Here is a 20548-nt window from a genome sequence, read left to right as displayed (position 1 = left end):
AAAGTGAAGGGTAGCGAAGGAGTGAACTCTATGAGCCAAGAAGCACTGATATCTCGTATAAATGAATTACCTCGTATCGAAAGTGTTTTGCAAGAACTGCTCGAGATGGTTAACCGTGACTCAATCGACTTTAGTGAGCTTGCACATAAAATGGCTATGGATCAGGTGCTGCTGGCTCGTGTGTTGAGGATGGCAAACTCAGCTCAGTTTGGAGGCGTTAAAGGTACCTCCAATATTAATGATGCCATTGTTCGTATCGGTATCGGAGCCATTCGCAATCTTATCTCATCCTCTATTTTGGCTTGTAGCTTTCCAAAAATAGAAACTCTCAATATCAAAGACTACTGGGCTGGCACGTTTGAAGTGGCCACGATCGCCAGTACCATCGCAAAAGATATCAAACTCGATCCTAATGAAGCGTTCACAACGGGTATTTTGCATAACATCGGCGAGTTAATGATTCACACATTAGAACCGGAAAAAGCGGTTGCGATTAGTCAGCGTGTCGCAAATGGAGAAAATGCGGCTTTGGTGCAGAGGGAAGTGCTTGGTGTTGATGCTCAGCAGCTTGGCGCAGTATTGGCAGAAAGTTGGAAGTTTCCTAATGAGCTGGTGGATGCGATAGCCAATGTTAATCACCCTGCCAAAGCGGTTGAATCCAAACGACTCGCTTGTCTGATGTACTTAGCTCGTGATGCTCATCAGAGTTGGGACGCGATGTTTGACGAACATGAAAAGCAACGCTATTTAGCCAATAGCAAAGCGGCTCAAGCTCTGCATGTATCGCCAGAACTGGCGTCCAAAATTGATAAAGTGCGTGGTCAGGGAAGCGAACTGGCCTATCAATTGTTCTAAATAGATAGGCCAGTGATTGGTTGTGAATCTGTTAGATGGCTTGTTTGCTAACATCCTTTTTGCCAAATCTTATCTGCTGGATCACCAAGCCCACTATAATTAAGACCAACCCGATGAGAGTGGATGGATGAATCTGCTCTCCGATAATGCTTGCCAGTAGCATCAATGAGATAAAAGGTGAGGCGAAAATTAGGTTGCTAATACGCGCCGTATTTTGCGTGAGTTTCAATGCACTTAGCCATAAGACGAAAGTAACACCCATTTCAAAAAGCCCCACATAGGTCACCGCAAACCAGCCTTGAGTCGATATCTGTGTAAAGGAAAGGCCTTCATACAGGGCTAAACCAATAGCACAAGGGATTGCGACTAGGAAACCTAATAGCACGCCAACAATTGGATCCGCTTTGTTTTTGGTATTGAGAATCCAGTAGCTTGCCCACAACAGAGTCGAAAGTAGTGCTAAACCAACGCCAAGTGGGCTGTCAAAATTCAAACCGAGAACATCGCCTTGAGTGGCAATCACAATGACCCCAAGATAGCTAAAGGTACAGGCAAGCCAATCTTGCTTACGAATCTTTTGCCCTAAAAAAGCAGCGGCCATCAGAGTAAGAGTAATCGCCCAGCTGTAATTGATAGCCTGTGCTTGAGATGCGGGCAACAAATCATAGGCCTTGAACAAAATAATGTAGTAGGCAAGAGGGTTTATCAGGCCAAGTAGTATGTAGTACCAAGGGTTAGAGAGGAACGTGCTTGGTAATAGTTTGAGCTTGCCTTGAACGGTACATATGACCAAAAGCGCAATGGCAGAGACAATGCTTGCGATGGTAAGCATTTGAATTGGAGAGAACTCTGCCAGAGTGAGTTTGAAAGCAGTGGCTACCGTTGACCAGAGTAATACAGCCGATAAACCTAATCCTAAAGCGCGACGCTCGTTCATGATGTTCCTTAATAAAACCAATGACTTGTATATCGTTAGCCATTGGTGTGGTACAGAGTGCGGAGCGCCTAGTCTAGCTGTTCGATATCCAGCCGACAAACTGGACATTTATCCAGTGGTCAAATACCATTGAAACTATCGAAATATGAAGAGTTAAATCATTATTATGCAATGGATTCTTGAGCATCAAGGCGTGCTGGTTAGTGGAATGATCAGTGCAATAACCAGTGGGTTGGTCGTTGGCTGGTGGGTCAAACAAAAAATGCGTTTTAACCAACAGCTCCTTGAACAACAAGTAGAATCGAATCAACAGTTGGCGAGTACGCAAATAGCACAACTAGAGAAGGAGCTGGCAGAAGCTCAGCAAGATCTTGATGAACTCGATGGTGAGCGTGATAGAGCGGCTCTTGAAATTAAACAATCTCACGGAAAGTTGATGGCGGTGCTTGAGAAGCTGCGTTACTTTGAAGCGGTGAAACAAGAACGCCAGCAGTACGCTGATGATTTAGATCGTCTTCGTGAACAAAAATCTCAGCTTGAAGCACAGTTGCGTGAGCAGGAAGCACGTCATGAGCAAGAGAATAAATCTAATCATGAGAAGCTACAGTTACTGGAACAAGCAGAAGAACGTTTAAAGCAGCAATTTGAATATCTTGCTAACCAGTTGTTTGACGCCAAAACCGCAAAGGTTGATCAGCAAAATCGTCAAAGCCTCGATGGTTTGCTGACGCCGCTAAGAGAGCAACTCGAAGGGTTTAAGAAACAGGTTAGTGATAGCTTCAATCAAGAAGCGAAAGAGCGCCATACCTTAGTTCATGAGCTTAAGAATCTACAACGTCTCAATGAACAGATGAGTAAGGAAGCGTTGAATCTCACTCAAGCCTTGAAAGGTGATAACAAGCAGCAGGGCAACTGGGGTGAGGTGGTACTTGCAAGGGTGTTAGCGGAATCGGGATTACGTGAAGGACATGAGTATCAGACTCAAGTCAGCTTACAGAACGAGGCTGGAAAACGCTATCAGCCAGATGTCATTGTTCATTTACCGCAGAATAAGCAAGTCGTGGTGGATTCGAAGATGGCACTGGTCGCCTACGAGCGTTACTTCAACTCGGAAACTAACCATGATAGGGAGCGTGCTTTAAGTGACCACTTACTTGCAATTCGTGCTCATATCAAAGGGTTATCCCAGAAAGACTACCATCAACTAAAAGGTATCCAGAGCTTAGATTACGTATTGATGTTCATTCCCGTCGAACCTGCTTTCCAAGTTGCGATTCAGGCAGACCCAAGCCTAGTCAAAGATGCAATGGAGCAGAACATCATTTTAGTCAGTCCGACGACCTTGTTGGTTGCTTTACGCACCATTGATAATTTATGGCGTAATGAGCGTCAAAACCAAAATGCACAAATCATTGCTGAACGGGCTAGTAAGCTCTATGACAAGCTGCGTTTGTTTGTTGACGACATGGAGAGTTTAGGTGGTGCGCTTGACAAAGCGAATCAGAATTATCAAGGGGCGATGAATAAGCTTGTTACCGGACGAGGTAATGTGATTCGTCAGGCAGAAAGCTTTAAGCAGCTCGGAGTGGAGGTGAAAAAATCCATCTCAAATGACTTAGCTCAGCTCGCACATCATGATCAATTCACAGAAAATGCAAGCTTGGATAAAAATGACTCGTTCGCTGAAAGACATACGGATGAGGATAAAGTAAACTAATCGCCCGCAGTGCTTAGGTCGTATTAATTCAATGCACTGTACGAAGAGGAATCACAATGACGGATACAAGCGTGCAATCGAATACAGCTTTAGAATCTAATGAAACCACGCATTTTGGTTTCACCACCGTAGCGAAAGAAGAGAAAGTCGCAAAAGTTGCTGAAGTTTTCCACTCTGTGGCAGCTAAGTACGACATCATGAATGACCTGATGTCAGGTGGTATCCATCGCTTATGGAAACGTTTTACGATCGACTGCAGTGGTGTTCGTCCTGGTCAGCGTGTTCTTGACCTTGGTGGTGGTACAGGTGATCTGACGGCTAAATTCTCACGTATCGTCGGCGAAAAAGGTCATGTCATTCTCGCGGATATCAATAACTCAATGCTTAACGTGGGTCGTGATAAGTTACGTGACAATGGCATTGTTGGTAATGTTCATTATGTTCAGGCTAACGCGGAAGAACTCCCTTTCCCTGACGACTATTTTGATGCAATTACAATCAGCTTCTGTTTACGTAATGTAACGGACAAAGATAAAGCACTGCGTTCCATGTACCGTGTATTAAAGCCGGGTGGTCGTCTGCTTGTGCTTGAGTTCTCTAAGCCAGTATTTGAACCTCTATCAAAGGTTTATGACAGTTACTCTTTCCATTTATTGCCGAAAATGGGTGAACTGGTGGCCAACGATGCAGAGAGTTACCGTTACCTTGCAGAGTCTATCCGTATGCACCCAGATCAAGAGACGCTAAAAGGGATGATGGACGAAGCCGGTTTTGAGCAAACCAGTTACTACAATCTGACTGGTGGCATCGTTGCGCTGCACCGTGGTTACAAATTCTAAGGTTATCCGCTATGCCATTTGAACCACTTGTAACGGCAGTGATTGAAACATCGCTCAACATTCTAATTAAGGATGACCCAGAATTGGGTCGTCGTCTTGCCCGTTTAAAAGGTCAGGTTATTCAAGTTCATCTCAAAGAACTGAATAAAACACTAACCTTTATCTTTAGCCAGCAAATTGATGTGTTGGCAAACTATGAAGGCGAGCCAGATTGTTACTTATCCCTCAATCTATCTGTGCTTCCAGAATTGCGTGAGCAATCCAACATTACTCGTTTGATCAAACAAGATAAGTTGATTCTTGAAGGTGATATCCAACTGGCACAGAAGTTCTCTCAGCTTATGACGGATTGCAAACCTGACATTGAAGAGTGGTTGTCTAGAGTGACTGGTGATGTGGTTGCTCACACTGTCGTGAAAGGCGCTGCCAACGTGGGTCAAATGATTAAGTCACAAGCGACTAAGCATCAAAACCACCTTGCTCAAGTCTTAACTGAAGAATGGAAAATAGCTCCTGCGCCACTTGAAATTGCTCACTTCTGTGATCAAGTTGATGATGTCAGAAGCCAAGCTGCACGTGTGGAAGCGAAACTTAATCAGCTATTGGAGCGTGCATGACCTTAACTGAGCTGCGTCGCTTATACCGAATCATCCGAGTCCAATTGGAATATGGTCTTGATGAGTTGCTACCCAATCATCAATTAACTAAAGCGCCTCTGTTAGCACGAAAAAGTCTGTTCTGGATTAAGAATCAACATCCAGACAAGCCACTTGGCGATAGACTGCGACTAGCGCTGCAAGAACTTGGTCCGGTATGGATTAAGTTTGGTCAGATGATGTCGACACGTCGCGATCTTTTTCCTCCTCAGATTGCCGATCCACTTGCCTTATTGCAGGATCAGGTTTCCCCATTTGATGGTCAGCTAGCTAAACAGCAAATAGAGCAGGCGCTAGGCGGTGCACTTGACACTTGGTTTGATGATTTTGATATCAAACCGCTGGCTTCGGCCTCCATTGCTCAGGTTCACACGGCTAAGCTTAAGTCGACTAACCAAGAAGTGGTATTAAAGGTCATTAGGCCAGATATTCGCCCGGTCATTGATGCAGATCTAAAACTGATGTACCGCATGGCGCGTATAGTCGCAAAAGCACTTCCTGAAGCACGTCGTTTAAAACCGGTCGAGGTCGTGCGTGAGTACGAGAAAACCTTACTTGATGAGCTTGATCTAAGACGTGAAGCGGCGAACGCGATTCAGCTGCGACGAAACTTTGAAGGAAGTGAAGAACTTTACGTTCCAGAAGTGATTACTGATTTCAGTAATAAAACTGTCATGGTTTCTGAGCGAATATACGGCATTCAAGTATCGGACATCGAAGGTCTGAAGGCGAATGGCACTAACATGAAGCTGCTAGCGGAACGTGGTGTGAGCGTGTTTTTTACTCAGGTATTTCGAGACAGCTTTTTTCATGCTGATATGCATCCGGGCAATGTGTTTGTTGAGCCGGAGCACCCTGAGAATCCTCGTTGGATAGGCTTAGACTGTGGCATTGTCGGTACGCTTAATAGTGAAGATAAACGCTATTTAGCAGAGAACTTTTTGGCTTTCTTTAACCGAGACTATCGCCGAGTTGCTGAACTGCATGTTGAGTCAGGTTGGGTTCCACGTGAAACCAATGTGGATGAGTTTGAATTTGCTATCCGTATTGTATGTGAACCTATATTTGCAAAGCCTTTGTGCGAAATTTCATTTGGTCATGTGCTATTGAATCTCTTCAATACAGCACGACGATTTAATATGGAAGTTCAGCCTCAGTTGGTTTTGCTACAAAAAACCTTGCTCTATGTGGAAGGCCTAGGTCGACAGCTATACCCTCAATTGGATTTGTGGGAAACCGCTAAACCATTCCTCGAAGAGTGGATGATGAACCAAGTAGGGCCTCAGGCGGTGATTAATGCGGTGAAAGATAGAGCGCCGTTCTGGGCAGAAAAATTGCCAGAGCTGCCTGAGCTTCTGTATGACAGCTTGCGTCAGGGCAAGATGATGAATCAGCGTATCGATCAGCTATATCAAGGTTATCGTTCCAGCAAGCGTCAGCAAGCGACAGGAAAATTTTTATTTGGTGTTGGTGCCACATTAGTCGTATGCTCGGCAATATTGGTCAACAGCACATATGAGCAACTTTCAATGGTGAGTGCACTAGGTGGCGTCACATTTTGGTTGCTTAGTTGGCGAGCTTATCGTCGATAGACGTTAAACTCTTGAAATAATTTTGTTTAATAAGACCCGAGGTAAAAAGAATGGGTGGTATTAGTATTTGGCAACTTCTAATTATTGCTGTCATCGTTGTTCTGCTGTTTGGTACTAAGAAACTACGTGGCATTGGTGGCGATCTTGGTAGTGCAGTAAAAGGCTTTAAGAAAGCGATGAGTGAAGATGATGCAGCTAAGAAAGACGCTGACTTCGAGCAAAAGAACCTAGAGCAGCAGAAAACGGACGCGACTGCTGAAACTAAGAAAGACAAAGAGCAGGCGTAACTCGTGTTTGATATCGGTTTTTGGGAACTGGTATTAATATCTGTCGTTGGGCTGGTGGTTCTTGGTCCGGAGCGTTTGCCTCATGCAATTCGCAGTGTCTCTAAGTTTATAGGCGCAGCAAAGAATATGGCGAACAGTGTGAAAGACGAGCTTTCTCACGAGCTTAAGATACAAGAACTGCAAGAAAACTTGCGTAAAGCGGAACAAATGGGGATGGAAGACCTTTCCCCAGATCTGAAGGCTTCGGTAGAGCAATTGAAGCAAGCTGCGCAAGATGTACAGCGCCCATATGCGAGCAAAAGCGACTCAGCATTGAATAAGTCTGAGACAGTGAATGAGAGTATTGAATCCGTTCCAAGCGCCAATGACTCCGGGGAGAAGGTTGAGAGTTTATCTCCTCAACCATCGCCACAGGCAGATAAAAAAGCCGAATAGTCTCGCATTAGGAGGAGCTGTTTAATTGCAGCTCCTTTTCGATTTTTTTGAGTAGAGGTTTCCATGTCTTCTGTTGAGCAGACACAGCCTTTGATCAGTCACCTATTGGAGCTACGAAATCGCTTATTACGTGCAATTCTAGCCGTGTTGGTGGTGTTCATAGGGCTGATCTATTTCTCCAATGATATCTATGAGTTTATCTCTGCACCTTTGGTAGAGCGTTTACCAGAAGGGGCAACGATGATTGCAACTGATGTTGCATCTCCGTTCTTTACCCCGTTAAAGCTGACATTAATAGCGTCTATTTTTCTCGCGGTACCGTTTATTCTTTATCAAGTTTGGGCTTTCGTTGCACCGGGCTTATATAAACATGAACGTAGACTCATCATGCCACTTATGTTTTCAAGTTCACTACTGTTTTACTGTGGTGTTGCTTTTGCCTACTTTGTGGTATTTCCGTTAGTGTTTGGATTCTTCACCGCTATCTCGTTGGGTGGGGTGGAGTTTGCGACAGACATTTCGAGTTATCTCGATTTTGTACTGGCTCTATTCCTCGCATTTGGTATTGCATTTGAAGTTCCAGTCGCAATTATTTTGTTGTGTTGGACAGGTGCAACCACACCGAAAAGTTTGAGTGAAAAACGTCCATATATTGTGGTCGGCGCATTTGTCGTTGGTATGATGCTAACGCCACCAGATATGATTTCACAAACCTTGCTGGCAATACCGATGTGTTTGCTTTTCGAGGTGGGTTTATTCTTTGCTCGTTTCTATGTTCGCAAGGACGAGGCTGATGAACAGGAAGAAGAAGTCTAATCTTCTGCCAAAGACATAAAAGGCTTGCCAATCGGCAAGCCTTTTTCGTTTAAGAGATGTTGATTCAAAGGGCAAACAGGGTTGTTGCGTTTTGTGTGGTTAACTGGTCTACCTGCTCGACACTGATTTGACGTAGCTCAGCGATGCGTTGGGCAACCAAAGCGGTATAAGCGGGCTCATTACGCTTACCACGATGAGGAACAGGTGCTAAATAAGGGCAGTCTGTTTCAAGGATGACATAGTTCATATCAAGATGAGGTATCACCTTGTCCATTCCGCCATTTTTGAAAGTAGACACGCCTCCAAGGCCGAGGTGGAATCCGAGGTCATTGATTGCTTTAGCCTCTTCGAGGCTGCCACCAAAGCAGTGGAACACGCCTGATAGGGAACCGTCTTGTTCCTGACTTAGTAAGCCCAGGGTTTCTTCGATCGAATCTCGCGTATGGATGACAACCGGCAGTTTCATCTCTTTAGCCCAATTGAGCTGTGTGATGAAGGCCATCTCTTGCTCTACTCTAAAGGTTTTATCCCAGTAAAGGTCAATACCGATCTCGCCTACGGCAATAAAGCGATGTTTCTCAAACCATGAATAGATGATATCTAGCGTCTGTTTGACATTACCATCGACATAGCAAGGGTGGAGTCCCATCATCGAACGGCAAATCTGTGGGTATTGCGCTTCAGTGGCGAGCATTGGCTCTATCGAATCTAAGTCGATATTAGGTAACAATATTCTATCAATGCCTTGGGCTAGGGCCCGTTTAACTACGTCATCACGGTCTGCATCAAATTCACTGGCATAGATATGCGCATGGGTATCGATCATGGTCTGTCTCTGGAACTCATTGAATGGATGCCAGTATACGGCAGTGTGAGCATTTGGTCATTTTTTGCATTTTTCTGCTTTGTTGCTAGCGTCACTACCAAGGAGTGATATTATGCAATCCAAGCACTTTCACCAGACAAGGAGAATAGAGTGTCAGTTTCGATTCAAGGTCAGTTCCCTGGCCGTCGCATGCGCCGTCTGCGCAAGCATGACTTTAGCCGCCGTCTAATGGCTGAAAACCAACTGTCTGTAAATGATTTGATTTACCCAATGTTTATTTTAATGGGTAAAGATCGCCGCGAAACCGTGGAATCTATGCCAGGCATTGAACGTCTTTCTATTGATTTGATGTTAGAAGAAGCTCAATACCTTGCTCAGTTGGGTGTGCCTGCGATTGCTCTATTTCCTGTTGTGAATCAAGACGCAAAAAGTGTGTGCGCAGCGGAAGCGTACAACCCAGAAGGTTTGGTGCAACGTGCAGTTCGCTCTCTAAAAGAGCACATCCCAGAAATCGGTGTTATCACAGATGTGGCTCTTGATCCGTTCACCACACATGGTCAGGACGGCATCATTGATGAAGAGGGTTACGTACTTAACGATGAAACCACTCAAGTTCTGATTAAACAGGCGCTATCACACGCAGAGGCAGGCGCAGATGTCGTCGCGCCTTCTGACATGATGGATGGTCGTATCGGCGCAATTCGAGAAGCGCTTGAGCAGGCAGGTCACATCAATACTCAGATCATGGCTTACTCTGCGAAGTATGCGTCATGTTACTACGGCCCATTCCGCGATGCGGTTGGTAGTGCTAGCAACCTTAAAGGTGGCAATAAGAAGAACTACCAAATGGATCCGGCGAACAGTGATGAAGCGATTCACGAAGTCGCGATGGACGTCAACGAAGGCGCCGATATGGTTATGGTTAAGCCAGGCATGCCTTATCTTGATATCGTTCGTCGTGTTAAGTCTGAACTACAAGTTCCAACATTTGCTTATCAGGTTTCTGGTGAGTATGCGATGCACAAAGCGGCCTTTGCCAATGGTTGGTTGAAAGAGCGTGAGACGGTGATGGAATCTCTGTTGTGCTTTAAGCGCGCAGGTGCTGATGGCATTCTGACCTACTTTGCCAAAGACGTAGCAGAGTGGCTAGCGGAAGAAAATGCTCAAGCAGCGACTTTCTTACGAGAAGAGCAAGAATAGTTGTGATGAGTTTGTAATTTCGAAAGGCTGGCAGTTGTCAGCCTTTTTTCGTTTAGGAGTTTGATAGTGAGTGTAGTTTATCGTCAGGGAACGCTCGCAGAGTGTGTCCAAGTTGTAGAGCAGATCCAAGAGTTTGCTCATAAAGAGACGCTCGAAAGCTTATCGGCGCGCTTGGAAGGTAAAGCTCGATCTCTGATTCAGGTCGCGCAAGAAGGGGACAAGCTACTTGGCTTTAAAATTGGCTATCAATTGGATGAGCACACCTTTTACAGCTGGTTCGGAGGTGTTTCTTCGCTGGCTCGTAATAAAGGTGTGGCGCAAAAACTGTTGGAAATTCAAGAACAGTGGGTAGCAGAGCAGGGTTATAAGCAGCTAAAAGTGAAATCGAGAAATCAATTTCCTGCGATGTTAAGACTGCTGGTTAGAAATGGATATCTGATTGAAAATTTTGAAGAAAAGCATCCACTGATAGAGAGTAGAATCCACTTCGTAAAGCAGTTATAGCACTGTCATAAAAATTAAATGAGATTTTTTCTCATTTAAATATTGACGCATCAAATGAGAATGGTTATTATTTGTCTCGTCTTAGGGAATGAGAGAAGTTCACAAGGACGTTGAGTTACCAGATTCAATATGGAGACGGTGATGACACTGAACTTAATCGAACTTGCACGAGTTCTTTTTGACACGACATTGCTCACATTGCTTCCAGTGTAATTTATAGCTTTATGGCAAAGCAGAGACATTCACCTGAATATGCTTTGACCCCTTTTTGCTAGGCGACATCGAAAGATGTCGCTTTTTTTATAGCTAAGATTTTTGGATGAACAAAAGGACACCAATAGTCTTTTCCACAGTCAAGGATCATTGTTAGATCGAGCTGGGAATGATCGATCTAATTAAATGTTCTTTTATTACATGTAGTTATGTTGTGCTGGTTGTCTTTTTGCTAACCATTTATATCCTGTGGGTAAATTATATAAACAGAGTTATCCACAATTTTGGCGTTGTGTTGAAAAAGGAATGTGCAAATGTGTGAGTCGGTCGCAAAGAGTTAAAATGGATTCACTCTCGCAGTCATGGCATCCTAGGCAGATCTTATTTGCATTCTCTTTGGATACGTACAAGCTATGGCTCATATTCCTGATAATCCGTTAATCCTAATCGACGGTTCTTCTTACCTTTATCGCGCATTCCATGCTTATCCAGGCACGATGAGCAATGGTGATATTCCTACCAACGCTGTCTATGGTGTGGTGAATATGTTGCGCAGCATGATGCGTCAATTTGCTTCTGACCGTATTGCTGTGGTTTTTGATGCGAAAGGTAAAACTTTCCGTGATGACATGTATCCAGAGTACAAGGCAAACCGACCACCGATGCCCGATGATCTACGCTGTCAGATCGAACCATTGCACAACGTCATTCGTGCAATGGGCTTACCATTGATCTGCATTCCCGGAGTTGAGGCGGATGATGTCATCGGTACGTTAGCTTACCAAGCATCGCAAGAAGGCATGCCGGTACTGATTAGTACGGGTGACAAGGACATGGCTCAGTTGGTCGACGACAACATCACACTGATCAATACCATGACTAACGTGGTAATGGATCGTGAAGGAGTGGTTGAGAAGTTTGGTATTCCTCCTGAGTTGATCATCGACTACCTCGCTTTAATGGGCGACAAAGTGGATAACATTCCTGGGGTTCCTGGTGTTGGTGATAAAACGGCCACGGCACTGCTACAAGGGATCGGTGGTATCGATAAACTTTATGAAAACCTTGATGATATCGCAGGCTTAGGGTTCCGTGGTTCTAAGACCATGGCGCAGAAGCTAATTGATAACAAAGAGAATGCTGAGCTTTCTTACCAATTGGCAACCATCAAACTGGATGTTGAGTTAGATTGCACGCCTGAATCACTTCTCAAGGCGGAACCGAATAAAGATGAATTGATTAAGCTCTACGGTCAGTTAGTGTTTAAATCATGGTTAAATGAGCTGCTTGATGGTGGCACGGGTGTCGTAGCAGCCGACGAAAAGTCAGGTGCTCAGATTAATAGTGCATCAGCAAGCTCAGTGCCAGATATGAATACATCGGCAGTGACCATAGATCGTAGTCAGTATGAGACGATTCTGGATGAAGCGACATTCAACGTTTGGCTAGAGAAACTAACATCAGCGGAAGTCTTCGCTTTCGACACAGAAACTGACAGCCTAGATTACATGGTCGCAAATTTAGTCGGTGTGTCGTTTGCGACAGAAGAGGGCGTAGCCGCTTATGTTCCTGTTGCCCATGATTACCTTGATGCACCTCAGCAGCTAGACCGTGATTGGGTGTTGGAGCAGTTGAAGCCAATACTAGAAGACGATAACCAAGCGAAAGTGGGACAAAACCTGAAATACGATGCTAGCGTGCTCGCTCGTTATGGTATTGAGATGAAAGGCATCAAGCATGACACCATGTTAGCGTCATACGTTTATAACAGCGTTGGCGGCAAGCACGATATGGATAGCTTGGCACTTCGTTTCCTTCAGCATAGCTGTATCTCATTTGAACAGATTGCTGGTAAGGGTAAAAAGCAACTTACCTTCAACCAGATTGAGCTTGATCAAGCCTCACCATATGCAGCCGAAGATGCCGATGTCACACTTCGTCTTCACAACCGCTTGATGGAAAACATCGAACAAGACGCTAAGCTTAAATCGATCTACCAAGAGATAGAAGTGCCGTTGGTGCCTGTTCTTTCTCGTATTGAGCGTACTGGTGTTCTCATTGATGATATGAAACTCGCAGCCCAGTCTCAGGAAATCGCCCTACGCTTAGATGAACTAGAGCAGAAGGCGTATGAGATCGCTGAGCAAGAGTTCAACATGAACTCTCCTAAACAGTTGCAGGTTCTATTATTTGAAAAAATGGCTCTGCCTGTTATTAAGAAGACGCCATCTGGTACGCCATCAACTAATGAAGAAGTACTGCAAGAACTGGCTCTAGATTATCCGTTACCTAAAGTAATCCTAGAATATCGTGGCTTAGCGAAGTTGAAGTCGACCTACACGGATAAGCTACCGAAGATGATTAATCCGGTGACAGGCCGTGTGCATACTTCCTATCATCAAGCTGTCACTGCGACAGGTCGCTTGTCATCAACGGATCCTAACCTACAAAATATCCCTATCCGTAATGAAGAAGGCCGTCGAATTCGTCAGGCATTTGTGGCGCCTCACGGGTACAAGATCATGGCAGTCGACTACTCGCAAATCGAACTGCGTATTATGGCTCACTTATCGGGTGATAAAGCACTACTGGACGCGTTCCAGCAAGGTAAAGATATCCACGCTGCTACGGCTGCGGAGATCATGGGCATCACAATAGAGCAAGTGAGTTCTGAACAACGTCGTCGCGCTAAAGCGGTTAACTTTGGTCTGATTTACGGCATGAGTGCTTTTGGTTTGGCGAAGCAACTTGGTATCCCTCGTGGCGAAGCGCAAGACTACATGAACAAATACTTCGAACGTTACCCAGGTGTCATGCAGTACATGGAAGATACTCGTAGCGCAGCAGCAGAGCAGGGCTATGTTGAAACCATTTTTGGTCGCCGTTTGCATTTACCTGAAATTCAGTCTCGTAATGGCATGCGTCGCAAAGCTGCAGAGCGAGCGGCAATCAACGCTCCAATGCAGGGAACTGCGGCCGATATCATCAAGAAAGCGATGTTGTTAGTCGATCAGTGGATTCAAGCTGAAGGTGATGGTCGAGTAAAACTCCTGATGCAAGTTCACGATGAACTGGTTTTTGAAGTTCAAGAGTCAGCTTTGACCGAAATTGAAAGTAAAGTACAAGAATTAATGGAATCAGCAGCTGAACTTGCAGTGCCTCTTGTGGCTGAAGCGGGTCATGGTGATAACTGGGAACAGGCTCACTAGACAAAAAATAGCCATTTCAATGAGATTAATATGAGCCAGCGCACAAACGCTGGCTTTTTTTTGGCGTGAATAAAGTGTCGGGGCATTCTGCCTAAATGTTGCTTAACAAAATTTTAATGAAAAAAACTTACAAAAGTGGTTTTCATTTCTGACCAATTGTTGTACATTAATCGACGTAGGGTACAGAGGTAAGATGTTCTATCTTTCAGACCTTTTGTTTCACGTTATTGGATTAGGCTGATTCAGCCGCCCCAGTCAGCTTTTGACTGGGGCGTTTTTTATTGGGCCAAGTAAAACTTTGTGGCTCTATCCAAGTAACATTTCTGCTGCCTTTATTCCTGTCTTATATCATCAAAGCAAACCATCTCTATCTTCAGTTTTGTAACTAAAAGAAAATATGTAACTTATTACCAGTCACACTTTGGTTATTTTGACTCGAAAATCAAAACCTTGCTGCGTCGTGAAATGTAGATCTAACTTGAAATAAAACTAATCAAATCAATGGTTTGTTATTGATTGTCTTTTGATTGATGAAGGATTCTAGTTGGAGAGATTAAGTTGATTTGCAACGGCAGATAACAGATCCTTAGCGAATAATAACTAATAATACCTATTCTCTCCCGTTGCCCCATCTGACAAGGTGGGGCTTTTATTATCGGATTCAGATAGCCCAAATAAAAAAGCCCCACCAGTGAGGCAGGGCTAGATATCACGACAATCCGGGCTTATTCGATTTCGTTGTCACTATTTTCTTCGTCAACAATCTCATCAATCAGAGCTTCTGCTAGTGCTGGTGCAAACCATTCATCAAGTTTGTTACGTAATACGTCAACACCAATGCCTTTAAGCGATGAGAAAGCAGCGACACTAACATCTCCGCCAAAGCCGACAGCGTCTTTCTTTATTTTCAACACTTGGGCTTTGCGAGCACCGCTTTTTAACTTGTCAGCTTTAGTAAGCAGGACTTGAACAGGAATGCCACTATCTACCGCCCAGAAAATTAATTGCTGGTCTAGGTCTTTCATTGGATGGCGGATATCCATTAGCACGACCAGTCCTTTCAAACATTGACGCTTTTGTAGGTACTCGCCTAAAGACTTTTGCCACTTTTTCTTCATTTCTAGAGGAACTTGAGCAAAACCGTATCCAGGAAGATCGACAATATGGCAACCCTCTGTCACTTTAAAAAGGTTAATAAGTTGTGTACGACCTGGGGTTTTACTGGTTTTCGCAAGGCTACGTTGATTAGTCAGGCGATTTAAAGAGCTCGACTTACCCGCATTGGAGCGTCCAGCAAACGCAACTTCGATACCTTCATCCTCTGGCAAATGACGAATATCAGGTGCACTAGTGATGAAATGCGTGTTTTGATAATGAATTTTTACGCTCACTGTTAACTCCATCTCGACTTTGTGTAGTCGATTGATTACTTTTTTGTGAAATTGTGTAAAATAACCGTGCTCGGCATAAGGTCGCCTATTGTACCATGAGTGGTACCGGAAGCTTGATAATTATAATGGAATGTCATGAAGAAATTAGCGCTAATCTTGAGTCTTTTAGCCAGCTGCTCTGTGTGGGCCCAAGGCAGCATTGAAGCTGGTAAAGCAAAATCCCTAACATGTGTTGCCTGCCATGGTGCTGATGGCAACAGTCAACTCGCAATGTACCCTAAGCTAGCAGGTCAGCATGCTAAATATATTGAAAAGCAGCTTAAAGATCTGAAACTGGGTATGACCAGTGGTGGAAAGCAAGGTCGTTACGACCCTGTCATGAGTGGCATGGCTATGCCGCTGACAGAGCAAGACATGCAAGATCTGTCTGCTTACTACGCATCACTTCCTATTTCTAACAACACAACTCCAGAGAATGTTGTTGAAAAAGGCAAGGTGCTGTACTCCGCAGGTGATGCTGAGCGTGGTTTAACAGCATGTATTGCGTGTCATGGCCCTCGTGGTAATGGTACTGAATTGTCTGGCTTCCCTAAAATTTCTGGCCAGCATGCAGATTACATCAAAGCCCAACTTGAGAAATTCCGTGATGGCAATCGCGCTAACGATATGAACGCTATGATGCGTGATATCGCGAAAAAGCTAACGGATGAAGATATTGATACGCTTTCTAAATACGTTGGTGGCCTGCACTAAGCCCTACTTATCCGTTCGAGCATAAAGTTGTAAAGAAAAAGCCCAGACTCAGTTCTGGGCTTTTTCGTTTGCGCTTGGTCACATTTCAATTTGGTCAACGATGGATGATCTATCCCTATTGTTTGTGAGAGATCGACCATATGTTGCACTTCATTTCTCTCATGTGTTTTTATAAGTAACTGAAAAATAAATGAATAAAAAAATCACAAGAAAATAATCGTATTTTTTCTTGTTAGTGGATTGTTCAATGAGAGTAAAACGCTAAAGTGTGTTCATCAGCAGGACGTTGATATCGGATACCAGACTAGGAAGTCTCCATGGAAGCAAGTAATGGACGCTTGGTAGTTGAAGAATGGATACAGGGTAGGTAGGACACCTACTTGATAAGGATGGTCACCTTGTCTAATGGTTAAAGACAATGGAAGGGATCAGGCTAAGGAATAGCTCAGGTAGCAGGAAGTAAAAAGGAAAGCCAAAACTCACCAGGATGGTGGCAAACAACACTTTTGGCAGGGAAAGCACCTAAAACAAATGGAATATTGATGCGCTAAAATAAGTGCAACACAGTTTGGCCGAAAGGCATTTAGAAAGCGATAGAGTAGCTCTATCGCTTTTTTTATTCCTAATTTTCATGAATCGATGAATATTTGCACAATAGTGCTCCACTCTAAGGAGACTTTCTGGTATGTTTCGCATCCCCGTTTGAGGATGGAACAATGCATAACTGCCCCCTTTGCCAAAGCTTGGAGATTGAACACTACTATGCAGATAAGCGACGAGAGTATCTTCGCTGTCAGCAGTGTGAGCTTGTTTTCGTTAATCCTGATCATCGTTTAGATGCAAAAGAAGAAAAAGCCCACTACGATTTGCATGAGAATGAACCAGCCGATGAAGGGTATCGACGCTTTTTATCTAGGGTCTCTGACCCCATATTAGAGCGTATTGAGCCAAGTTCTCACGGAATTGATTTTGGTTGTGGCCCGGGACCAACATTATCATTAATGTTGCAAGAGCAGGGACATACCATGAGTTTGTACGATATTTACTATCACCCAGATACTGAGGTGTTGAGTAAAACGTATGACTTTATGACTGCCACTGAAGTAATAGAGCACTTATATCAGCCTAACCAAGTGTGGCAGCAATGGTTGAATTTAGTTAAGCCAGGTGGCTGGATTGGTCTAATGACCAAAATGGTCATTGATGTTGAAGCGTTTGCCTCATGGCACTATAAAAATGATCCTACGCATGTGGTCTTTTTTAGTCGCAATACGTTTCGCTATCTGGCAGAGCGGGATCAGCTCGAGCTTGAATTTATTGGTAATGATGTAATTTTACTAAGGAAAGCCCAGTAATGAGCCGTAGTAAGAAAAAGAGATCTGGTGGTCACAACGACGTTATCGTTGTACGTAACCGCACACAATCAGACGTTGAAGGACGTCTACGTAAAAGAGATAAAAAGCGCAAAGGTCTAAAGACTGGCAGCCGCAACTCTGACGAAAAACAGCACAAGTCACAAACAGCTGGTCAGCAGCGTGATCCGCGTTTAGGCAGCAAGAAAAAGATTCCTTTGATTGTCGAGCCGCAGAAGAAGCTAACCAAATCAGAGCGACGTCTCAATGCTGAACAAGAGCTAGAGATGCTAGAAAATGACGCTCAACTGAACGTGTTGCTTGACCGTATTGATGAAGGTGAAAACCTAGGTGCAGGCCTACAGAAATACGTTGATGAGAAACTTGCGCGCATTGAAGTGTTGATGAAGCAATTGGGTATCTATGATGAAGATGATTCAGAGCAACCAGCGGATGAATCACCAATGGTGGAAGCAAGCTACAAGAAAGCACAATCGGATGACGATTTACTCTCTCAGTTTGAAGATCTGGATTTGAACCAATTTAAAGGATAAGTGAGCCAATGAATGTAACCTTATTAGCCATCGCGGGCGGAGTGATTATTCTCGGCTTAGCATCATATGCGGGTTACCTTCTGCTCAAGCTTAAAAAGCAAAAGGAATTGCAATTGCAGCATCAAAAGCTTGCAATTGAAAAACGTAATGCCAACATTTTTGAAAGCGTCCACGTCCTTTGCTTAGCGGGCATCCAAGAGCAGTGTGACCTATCTGAGGTGAGTATCCGCCTATACAACATCATGGATTATGTTCAGGGTGAAGATAGGGTTGATTTTGATAAAGAGTATCCGGCGACATCGGAACTGTTCCATATCGTTAAAGATATGGCGCGTGGAGAAGAACGCCAGAAACTTGCTAAGCAAGATCGCATGAAACAAAACCTAGAACGTCACAAAGCAGAGTCTCGTCTTCAGGATGCGATTGTTGAAGAATTGAAGCAACTGCAGAAAAAGGTTCAACCGCTGAATAATCAGATCAATGTTCAAATGATCTAGATTGGTATTATAGCTCGATCACCTATCCTAAAAGGGTAGTGATCGAGTTATCAATTCTGAGTATTGCCACTCAAAATGCAGCCAGTCCCCCGACGACTATCATCTAGGTGTGGCAAAATAGCCTGCTAACTACAATGGCTTCTTAAGCCAAATTAAGTCTTACAGCCCAAACGGAACTACCATCATGTCGCAGCCTGTCGTCGCAAGCCAACAAATTGTCTGGGATCAAGCCGTTCTAGATAAGTACAACTACTCTGGTCCTCGTTATACCTCATACCCAACCGCGTTGGAGTTTCACGAGGCCTTCACTGTCGCCGACTATGATATGGCTTGTACGCAGTATCCTGAGCGTCCTTTGTCGCTATACATTCATATCCCTTTCTGCCACAAGCTTTGTTACTACTGTGGTTGCAATAAGGTGATTACTCGTCATGCTCATAAAGCGGATGAGTACCTTGATGTACTGGAACTGGAAATTAGAACGCGTGCGGCACTACTGCAAGGGCGAAAAGTGACTCAGCTTCACTTTGGTGGTGGTACACCAACCTTCTTAACCAAAGCGCAGATTAGCCGTTTAATGGCCATTCTCCGTGGTGAGTTCTTTTTTGAGGTTGAAGCAGAAATCAGTATCGAAGTTGATCCAAGAGAAATTGAACTGGATATGCTGGATCACTTGCGTAGCGAAGGGTTTAACCGTCTGAGTATCGGTGTTCAGGATTTCAATAAAGAAGTTCAGAAGCTAGTTAACCGAGAGCAGGATGAGGAGTTTATCTTTGCTATGGTTGAGCGAGCGAAAGAGCTTGGCTTCCGTTCGACAAATTTAGACCTTATTTACGGTTTGCCTAAGCAGACAAAAGAGTCATTTGCGGCGACTCTGAAGCAAGTACTGGAGATGACCCCAGGACGTCTTTCTGTATTTAACTACGCTCACATGCCACAACTCTTTGCTGCTCAACGTAAAATCAAAGATGAAGATCTACCAGTAGCTGAAGAGAAGATGGCTATCTTGCAAGATACCATTGCGACGCTCACTAACGCAGGCTATCAGTTTATCGGTATGGATCACTTTGCCCAGCCGGATGATGAGCTAGCGGTTGCTCAGCGAAATGGTGTGTTGCACCGCAACTTCCAGGGTTACACCACACAAGGTGAAGCGGATTTGGTCGGATTTGGTGTTTCTGCTATCTCAATGATTGGTGATGCTTACGCTCAGAACCAGAAAGAGCTCAAGAAATACTATGCGCAAGTCAACGATCAGCGCCATGCTCTATGGAAAGGCGTAGCTCTTGATAGTGATGACTTACTACGCCGTGAAGTCATTAAACAGCTTATCTGTAACTTCAAACTTGATAAAACTCAGATAGAGTCAGAATTCGGTGTGAACTTTAATACGTACTTCAAAGAAGACTTAGGGTTACTTCAGACCTTTATCAATGATGAATTGGTTGAAGTGGATGACCAAGAAATTCGCGTCACACTGCGTGGCCGTTTGCTTATCCGTAACATCTGTATGTGTTTCGATAAGTACCTAAGAGCTAAGGCAAGGCAGCAACAATTCTCTCGAGTCATCTAGCCATTATTCGATTGGACGATGTTGAATCTGAAAAGCCAGCGTTAAAGCTTAACTCCTATCACTTACAGTGGTTTGAACGCACTGGATAGCAAACCATACTGTTGCGAACGCCCCCTCTGTAGCAGTGGGGTATTTTCTGATTTTTCATCATTTGTGATGGTTCACAGTCTCCTCGGTACATTTCTTGCTTCCGGGCAACTTTTTGCTCGATCTGGGCAAGATCTTGCTCGATTCGAGCAAAAAGTTGCCCAGCCCGTATATTAGAAAATGCTTAAATTGTTGAAATATATACATTTTCATTTTGGCACGCTTTTTGATTAAGAGTGAGTGTTATTACACACA

19 protein-coding genes are annotated in these 20548 nt (G+C 44.2%); 16 read left to right on the top strand and 3 right to left on the bottom strand.

What is annotated here, in order from left to right; translation table 11 throughout:
* Positions 1–30: 30 nt before the first annotated feature.
* On the top strand, positions 31–855 hold the full coding sequence (locus ACQEXR_RS14600; protein ID WP_138973690.1) for an HDOD domain-containing protein: 825 nt from the start codon (positions 31–33) through the stop codon (positions 853–855).
* A gap of 31 nt (positions 856–886) precedes the next feature.
* Here ACQEXR_RS14600 and ACQEXR_RS14595 read toward each other — a convergent pair whose 3' ends face one another.
* Positions 887–1792 carry a DMT family transporter gene (locus ACQEXR_RS14595; RefSeq protein ID WP_427020626.1) on the bottom strand — a complete coding sequence of 302 codons (906 nt, stop codon included), beginning with the start codon at positions 1790–1792 and terminating at the stop codon, positions 887–889.
* 166 nt (positions 1793–1958) lie between these two features.
* Here ACQEXR_RS14595 and rmuC point away from each other — a divergent pair, with 166 nt between their 5' ends.
* The 7 genes from rmuC (at position 1959) to tatC (ending at position 8134) form a co-directional block, all read left to right on the top strand.
* Positions 1959–3509 carry a DNA recombination protein RmuC gene (gene rmuC / locus ACQEXR_RS14590; RefSeq protein WP_426953094.1) on the top strand — a complete coding sequence of 517 codons (1551 nt, stop codon included), beginning with the start codon at positions 1959–1961 and terminating at the stop codon, positions 3507–3509.
* A 56-nt stretch (positions 3510–3565) separates the two neighbouring features.
* Entirely contained in the window at positions 3566–4348 is a 783-nt protein-coding gene (gene ubiE / locus ACQEXR_RS14585; RefSeq protein ID WP_138973693.1) for a bifunctional demethylmenaquinone methyltransferase/2-methoxy-6-polyprenyl-1,4-benzoquinol methylase UbiE, read from the top strand.
* An 11-nt stretch (positions 4349–4359) separates the two neighbouring features.
* Entirely contained in the window at positions 4360–4965 is a 606-nt protein-coding gene (locus tag ACQEXR_RS14580) for a ubiquinone biosynthesis accessory factor UbiJ (RefSeq protein ID WP_138973694.1), read from the top strand.
* Positions 4962–6596: a ubiquinone biosynthesis regulatory protein kinase UbiB gene (gene ubiB, locus ACQEXR_RS14575; protein WP_138973695.1), complete on the top strand. Its 1635-nt coding sequence runs from the start codon at positions 4962–4964 to the stop codon at positions 6594–6596. The genes ACQEXR_RS14580 and ubiB overlap by 4 nt, the downstream gene beginning before the upstream one ends.
* Before the next feature lie 50 nt (positions 6597–6646).
* Positions 6647–6883 (top strand): Sec-independent protein translocase subunit TatA, encoded by a 237-nt coding sequence (gene tatA / locus ACQEXR_RS14570; RefSeq protein ID WP_138973696.1) that lies wholly within the window; start codon positions 6647–6649, stop codon positions 6881–6883.
* Positions 6884–6886: 3 nt separating this feature from the next.
* Positions 6887–7318: a Sec-independent protein translocase protein TatB gene (gene tatB, locus ACQEXR_RS14565; RefSeq protein ID WP_426953095.1), complete on the top strand. Its 432-nt coding sequence runs from the start codon at positions 6887–6889 to the stop codon at positions 7316–7318.
* A 63-nt stretch (positions 7319–7381) separates the two neighbouring features.
* Positions 7382–8134: a twin-arginine translocase subunit TatC gene (tatC, locus tag ACQEXR_RS14560; RefSeq protein WP_331417778.1), complete on the top strand. Its 753-nt coding sequence runs from the start codon at positions 7382–7384 to the stop codon at positions 8132–8134.
* Between the two features lie 64 nt (positions 8135–8198).
* On the opposite strand, the gene ACQEXR_RS14555 is transcribed toward tatC, so the two are convergent.
* The gene (locus tag ACQEXR_RS14555) at positions 8199–8960 is read right to left on the bottom strand and encodes a TatD family hydrolase (protein ID WP_427020625.1); all 762 of its coding nucleotides are present in this window, start codon (positions 8958–8960) and stop codon (positions 8199–8201) included.
* 150 nt (positions 8961–9110) lie between these two features.
* Here ACQEXR_RS14555 and hemB point away from each other — a divergent pair, with 150 nt between their 5' ends.
* From hemB to polA, 3 genes are all read left to right on the top strand, one after another.
* A complete protein-coding gene (gene hemB / locus ACQEXR_RS14550; protein ID WP_138973700.1) occupies positions 9111–10160 on the top strand; it encodes a porphobilinogen synthase in 1050 nt (349 codons plus the stop codon).
* A 66-nt stretch (positions 10161–10226) separates the two neighbouring features.
* The gene (locus ACQEXR_RS14545) at positions 10227–10664 is read left to right on the top strand and encodes a GNAT family N-acetyltransferase (protein WP_426953097.1); all 438 of its coding nucleotides are present in this window, start codon (positions 10227–10229) and stop codon (positions 10662–10664) included.
* 626 nt (positions 10665–11290) lie between these two features.
* Positions 11291–14086: a DNA polymerase I gene (polA, locus tag ACQEXR_RS14540; RefSeq protein WP_427020624.1), complete on the top strand. Its 2796-nt coding sequence runs from the start codon at positions 11291–11293 to the stop codon at positions 14084–14086.
* A gap of 725 nt (positions 14087–14811) precedes the next feature.
* Here the strand turns inward: polA and yihA are convergent.
* Positions 14812–15477: a ribosome biogenesis GTP-binding protein YihA/YsxC gene (yihA, locus tag ACQEXR_RS14535; protein WP_331417774.1), complete on the bottom strand. Its 666-nt coding sequence runs from the start codon at positions 15475–15477 to the stop codon at positions 14812–14814.
* A gap of 135 nt (positions 15478–15612) precedes the next feature.
* Between yihA and ACQEXR_RS14530 the strand changes: the two genes are divergently transcribed.
* From ACQEXR_RS14530 to hemN, 5 genes are all read left to right on the top strand, one after another.
* On the top strand, positions 15613–16230 hold the full coding sequence (locus ACQEXR_RS14530) for a c-type cytochrome (RefSeq protein ID WP_331417773.1): 618 nt from the start codon (positions 15613–15615) through the stop codon (positions 16228–16230).
* Between the two features lie 716 nt (positions 16231–16946).
* Entirely contained in the window at positions 16947–17585 is a 639-nt protein-coding gene (locus ACQEXR_RS14525; protein WP_427020623.1) for a class I SAM-dependent methyltransferase, read from the top strand.
* Positions 17585–18136 (top strand): Der GTPase-activating protein YihI, encoded by a 552-nt coding sequence (gene yihI / locus ACQEXR_RS14520; RefSeq protein WP_331417771.1) that lies wholly within the window; start codon positions 17585–17587, stop codon positions 18134–18136. The genes ACQEXR_RS14525 and yihI overlap by 1 nt, the downstream gene beginning before the upstream one ends.
* A gap of 8 nt (positions 18137–18144) precedes the next feature.
* Complete coding sequence (locus ACQEXR_RS14515) at positions 18145–18633, top strand: DUF2489 domain-containing protein (protein ID WP_427020622.1); 489 nt, start codon at positions 18145–18147, stop codon at positions 18631–18633.
* 184 nt (positions 18634–18817) lie between these two features.
* Positions 18818–20206 carry an oxygen-independent coproporphyrinogen III oxidase gene (hemN, locus tag ACQEXR_RS14510; RefSeq protein ID WP_331417770.1) on the top strand — a complete coding sequence of 463 codons (1389 nt, stop codon included), beginning with the start codon at positions 18818–18820 and terminating at the stop codon, positions 20204–20206.
* The last annotated feature ends 342 nt before the right edge of the window (positions 20207–20548 follow it).

The organism is Vibrio sp. TRT 2004, from assembly GCF_050113735.1.
Classification (GTDB): domain Bacteria; phylum Pseudomonadota; class Gammaproteobacteria; order Enterobacterales; family Vibrionaceae; genus Vibrio.
Note: the sequence above shows the minus strand (reverse complement) of the source record. Positions and strands in the feature narration are given on the sequence as shown.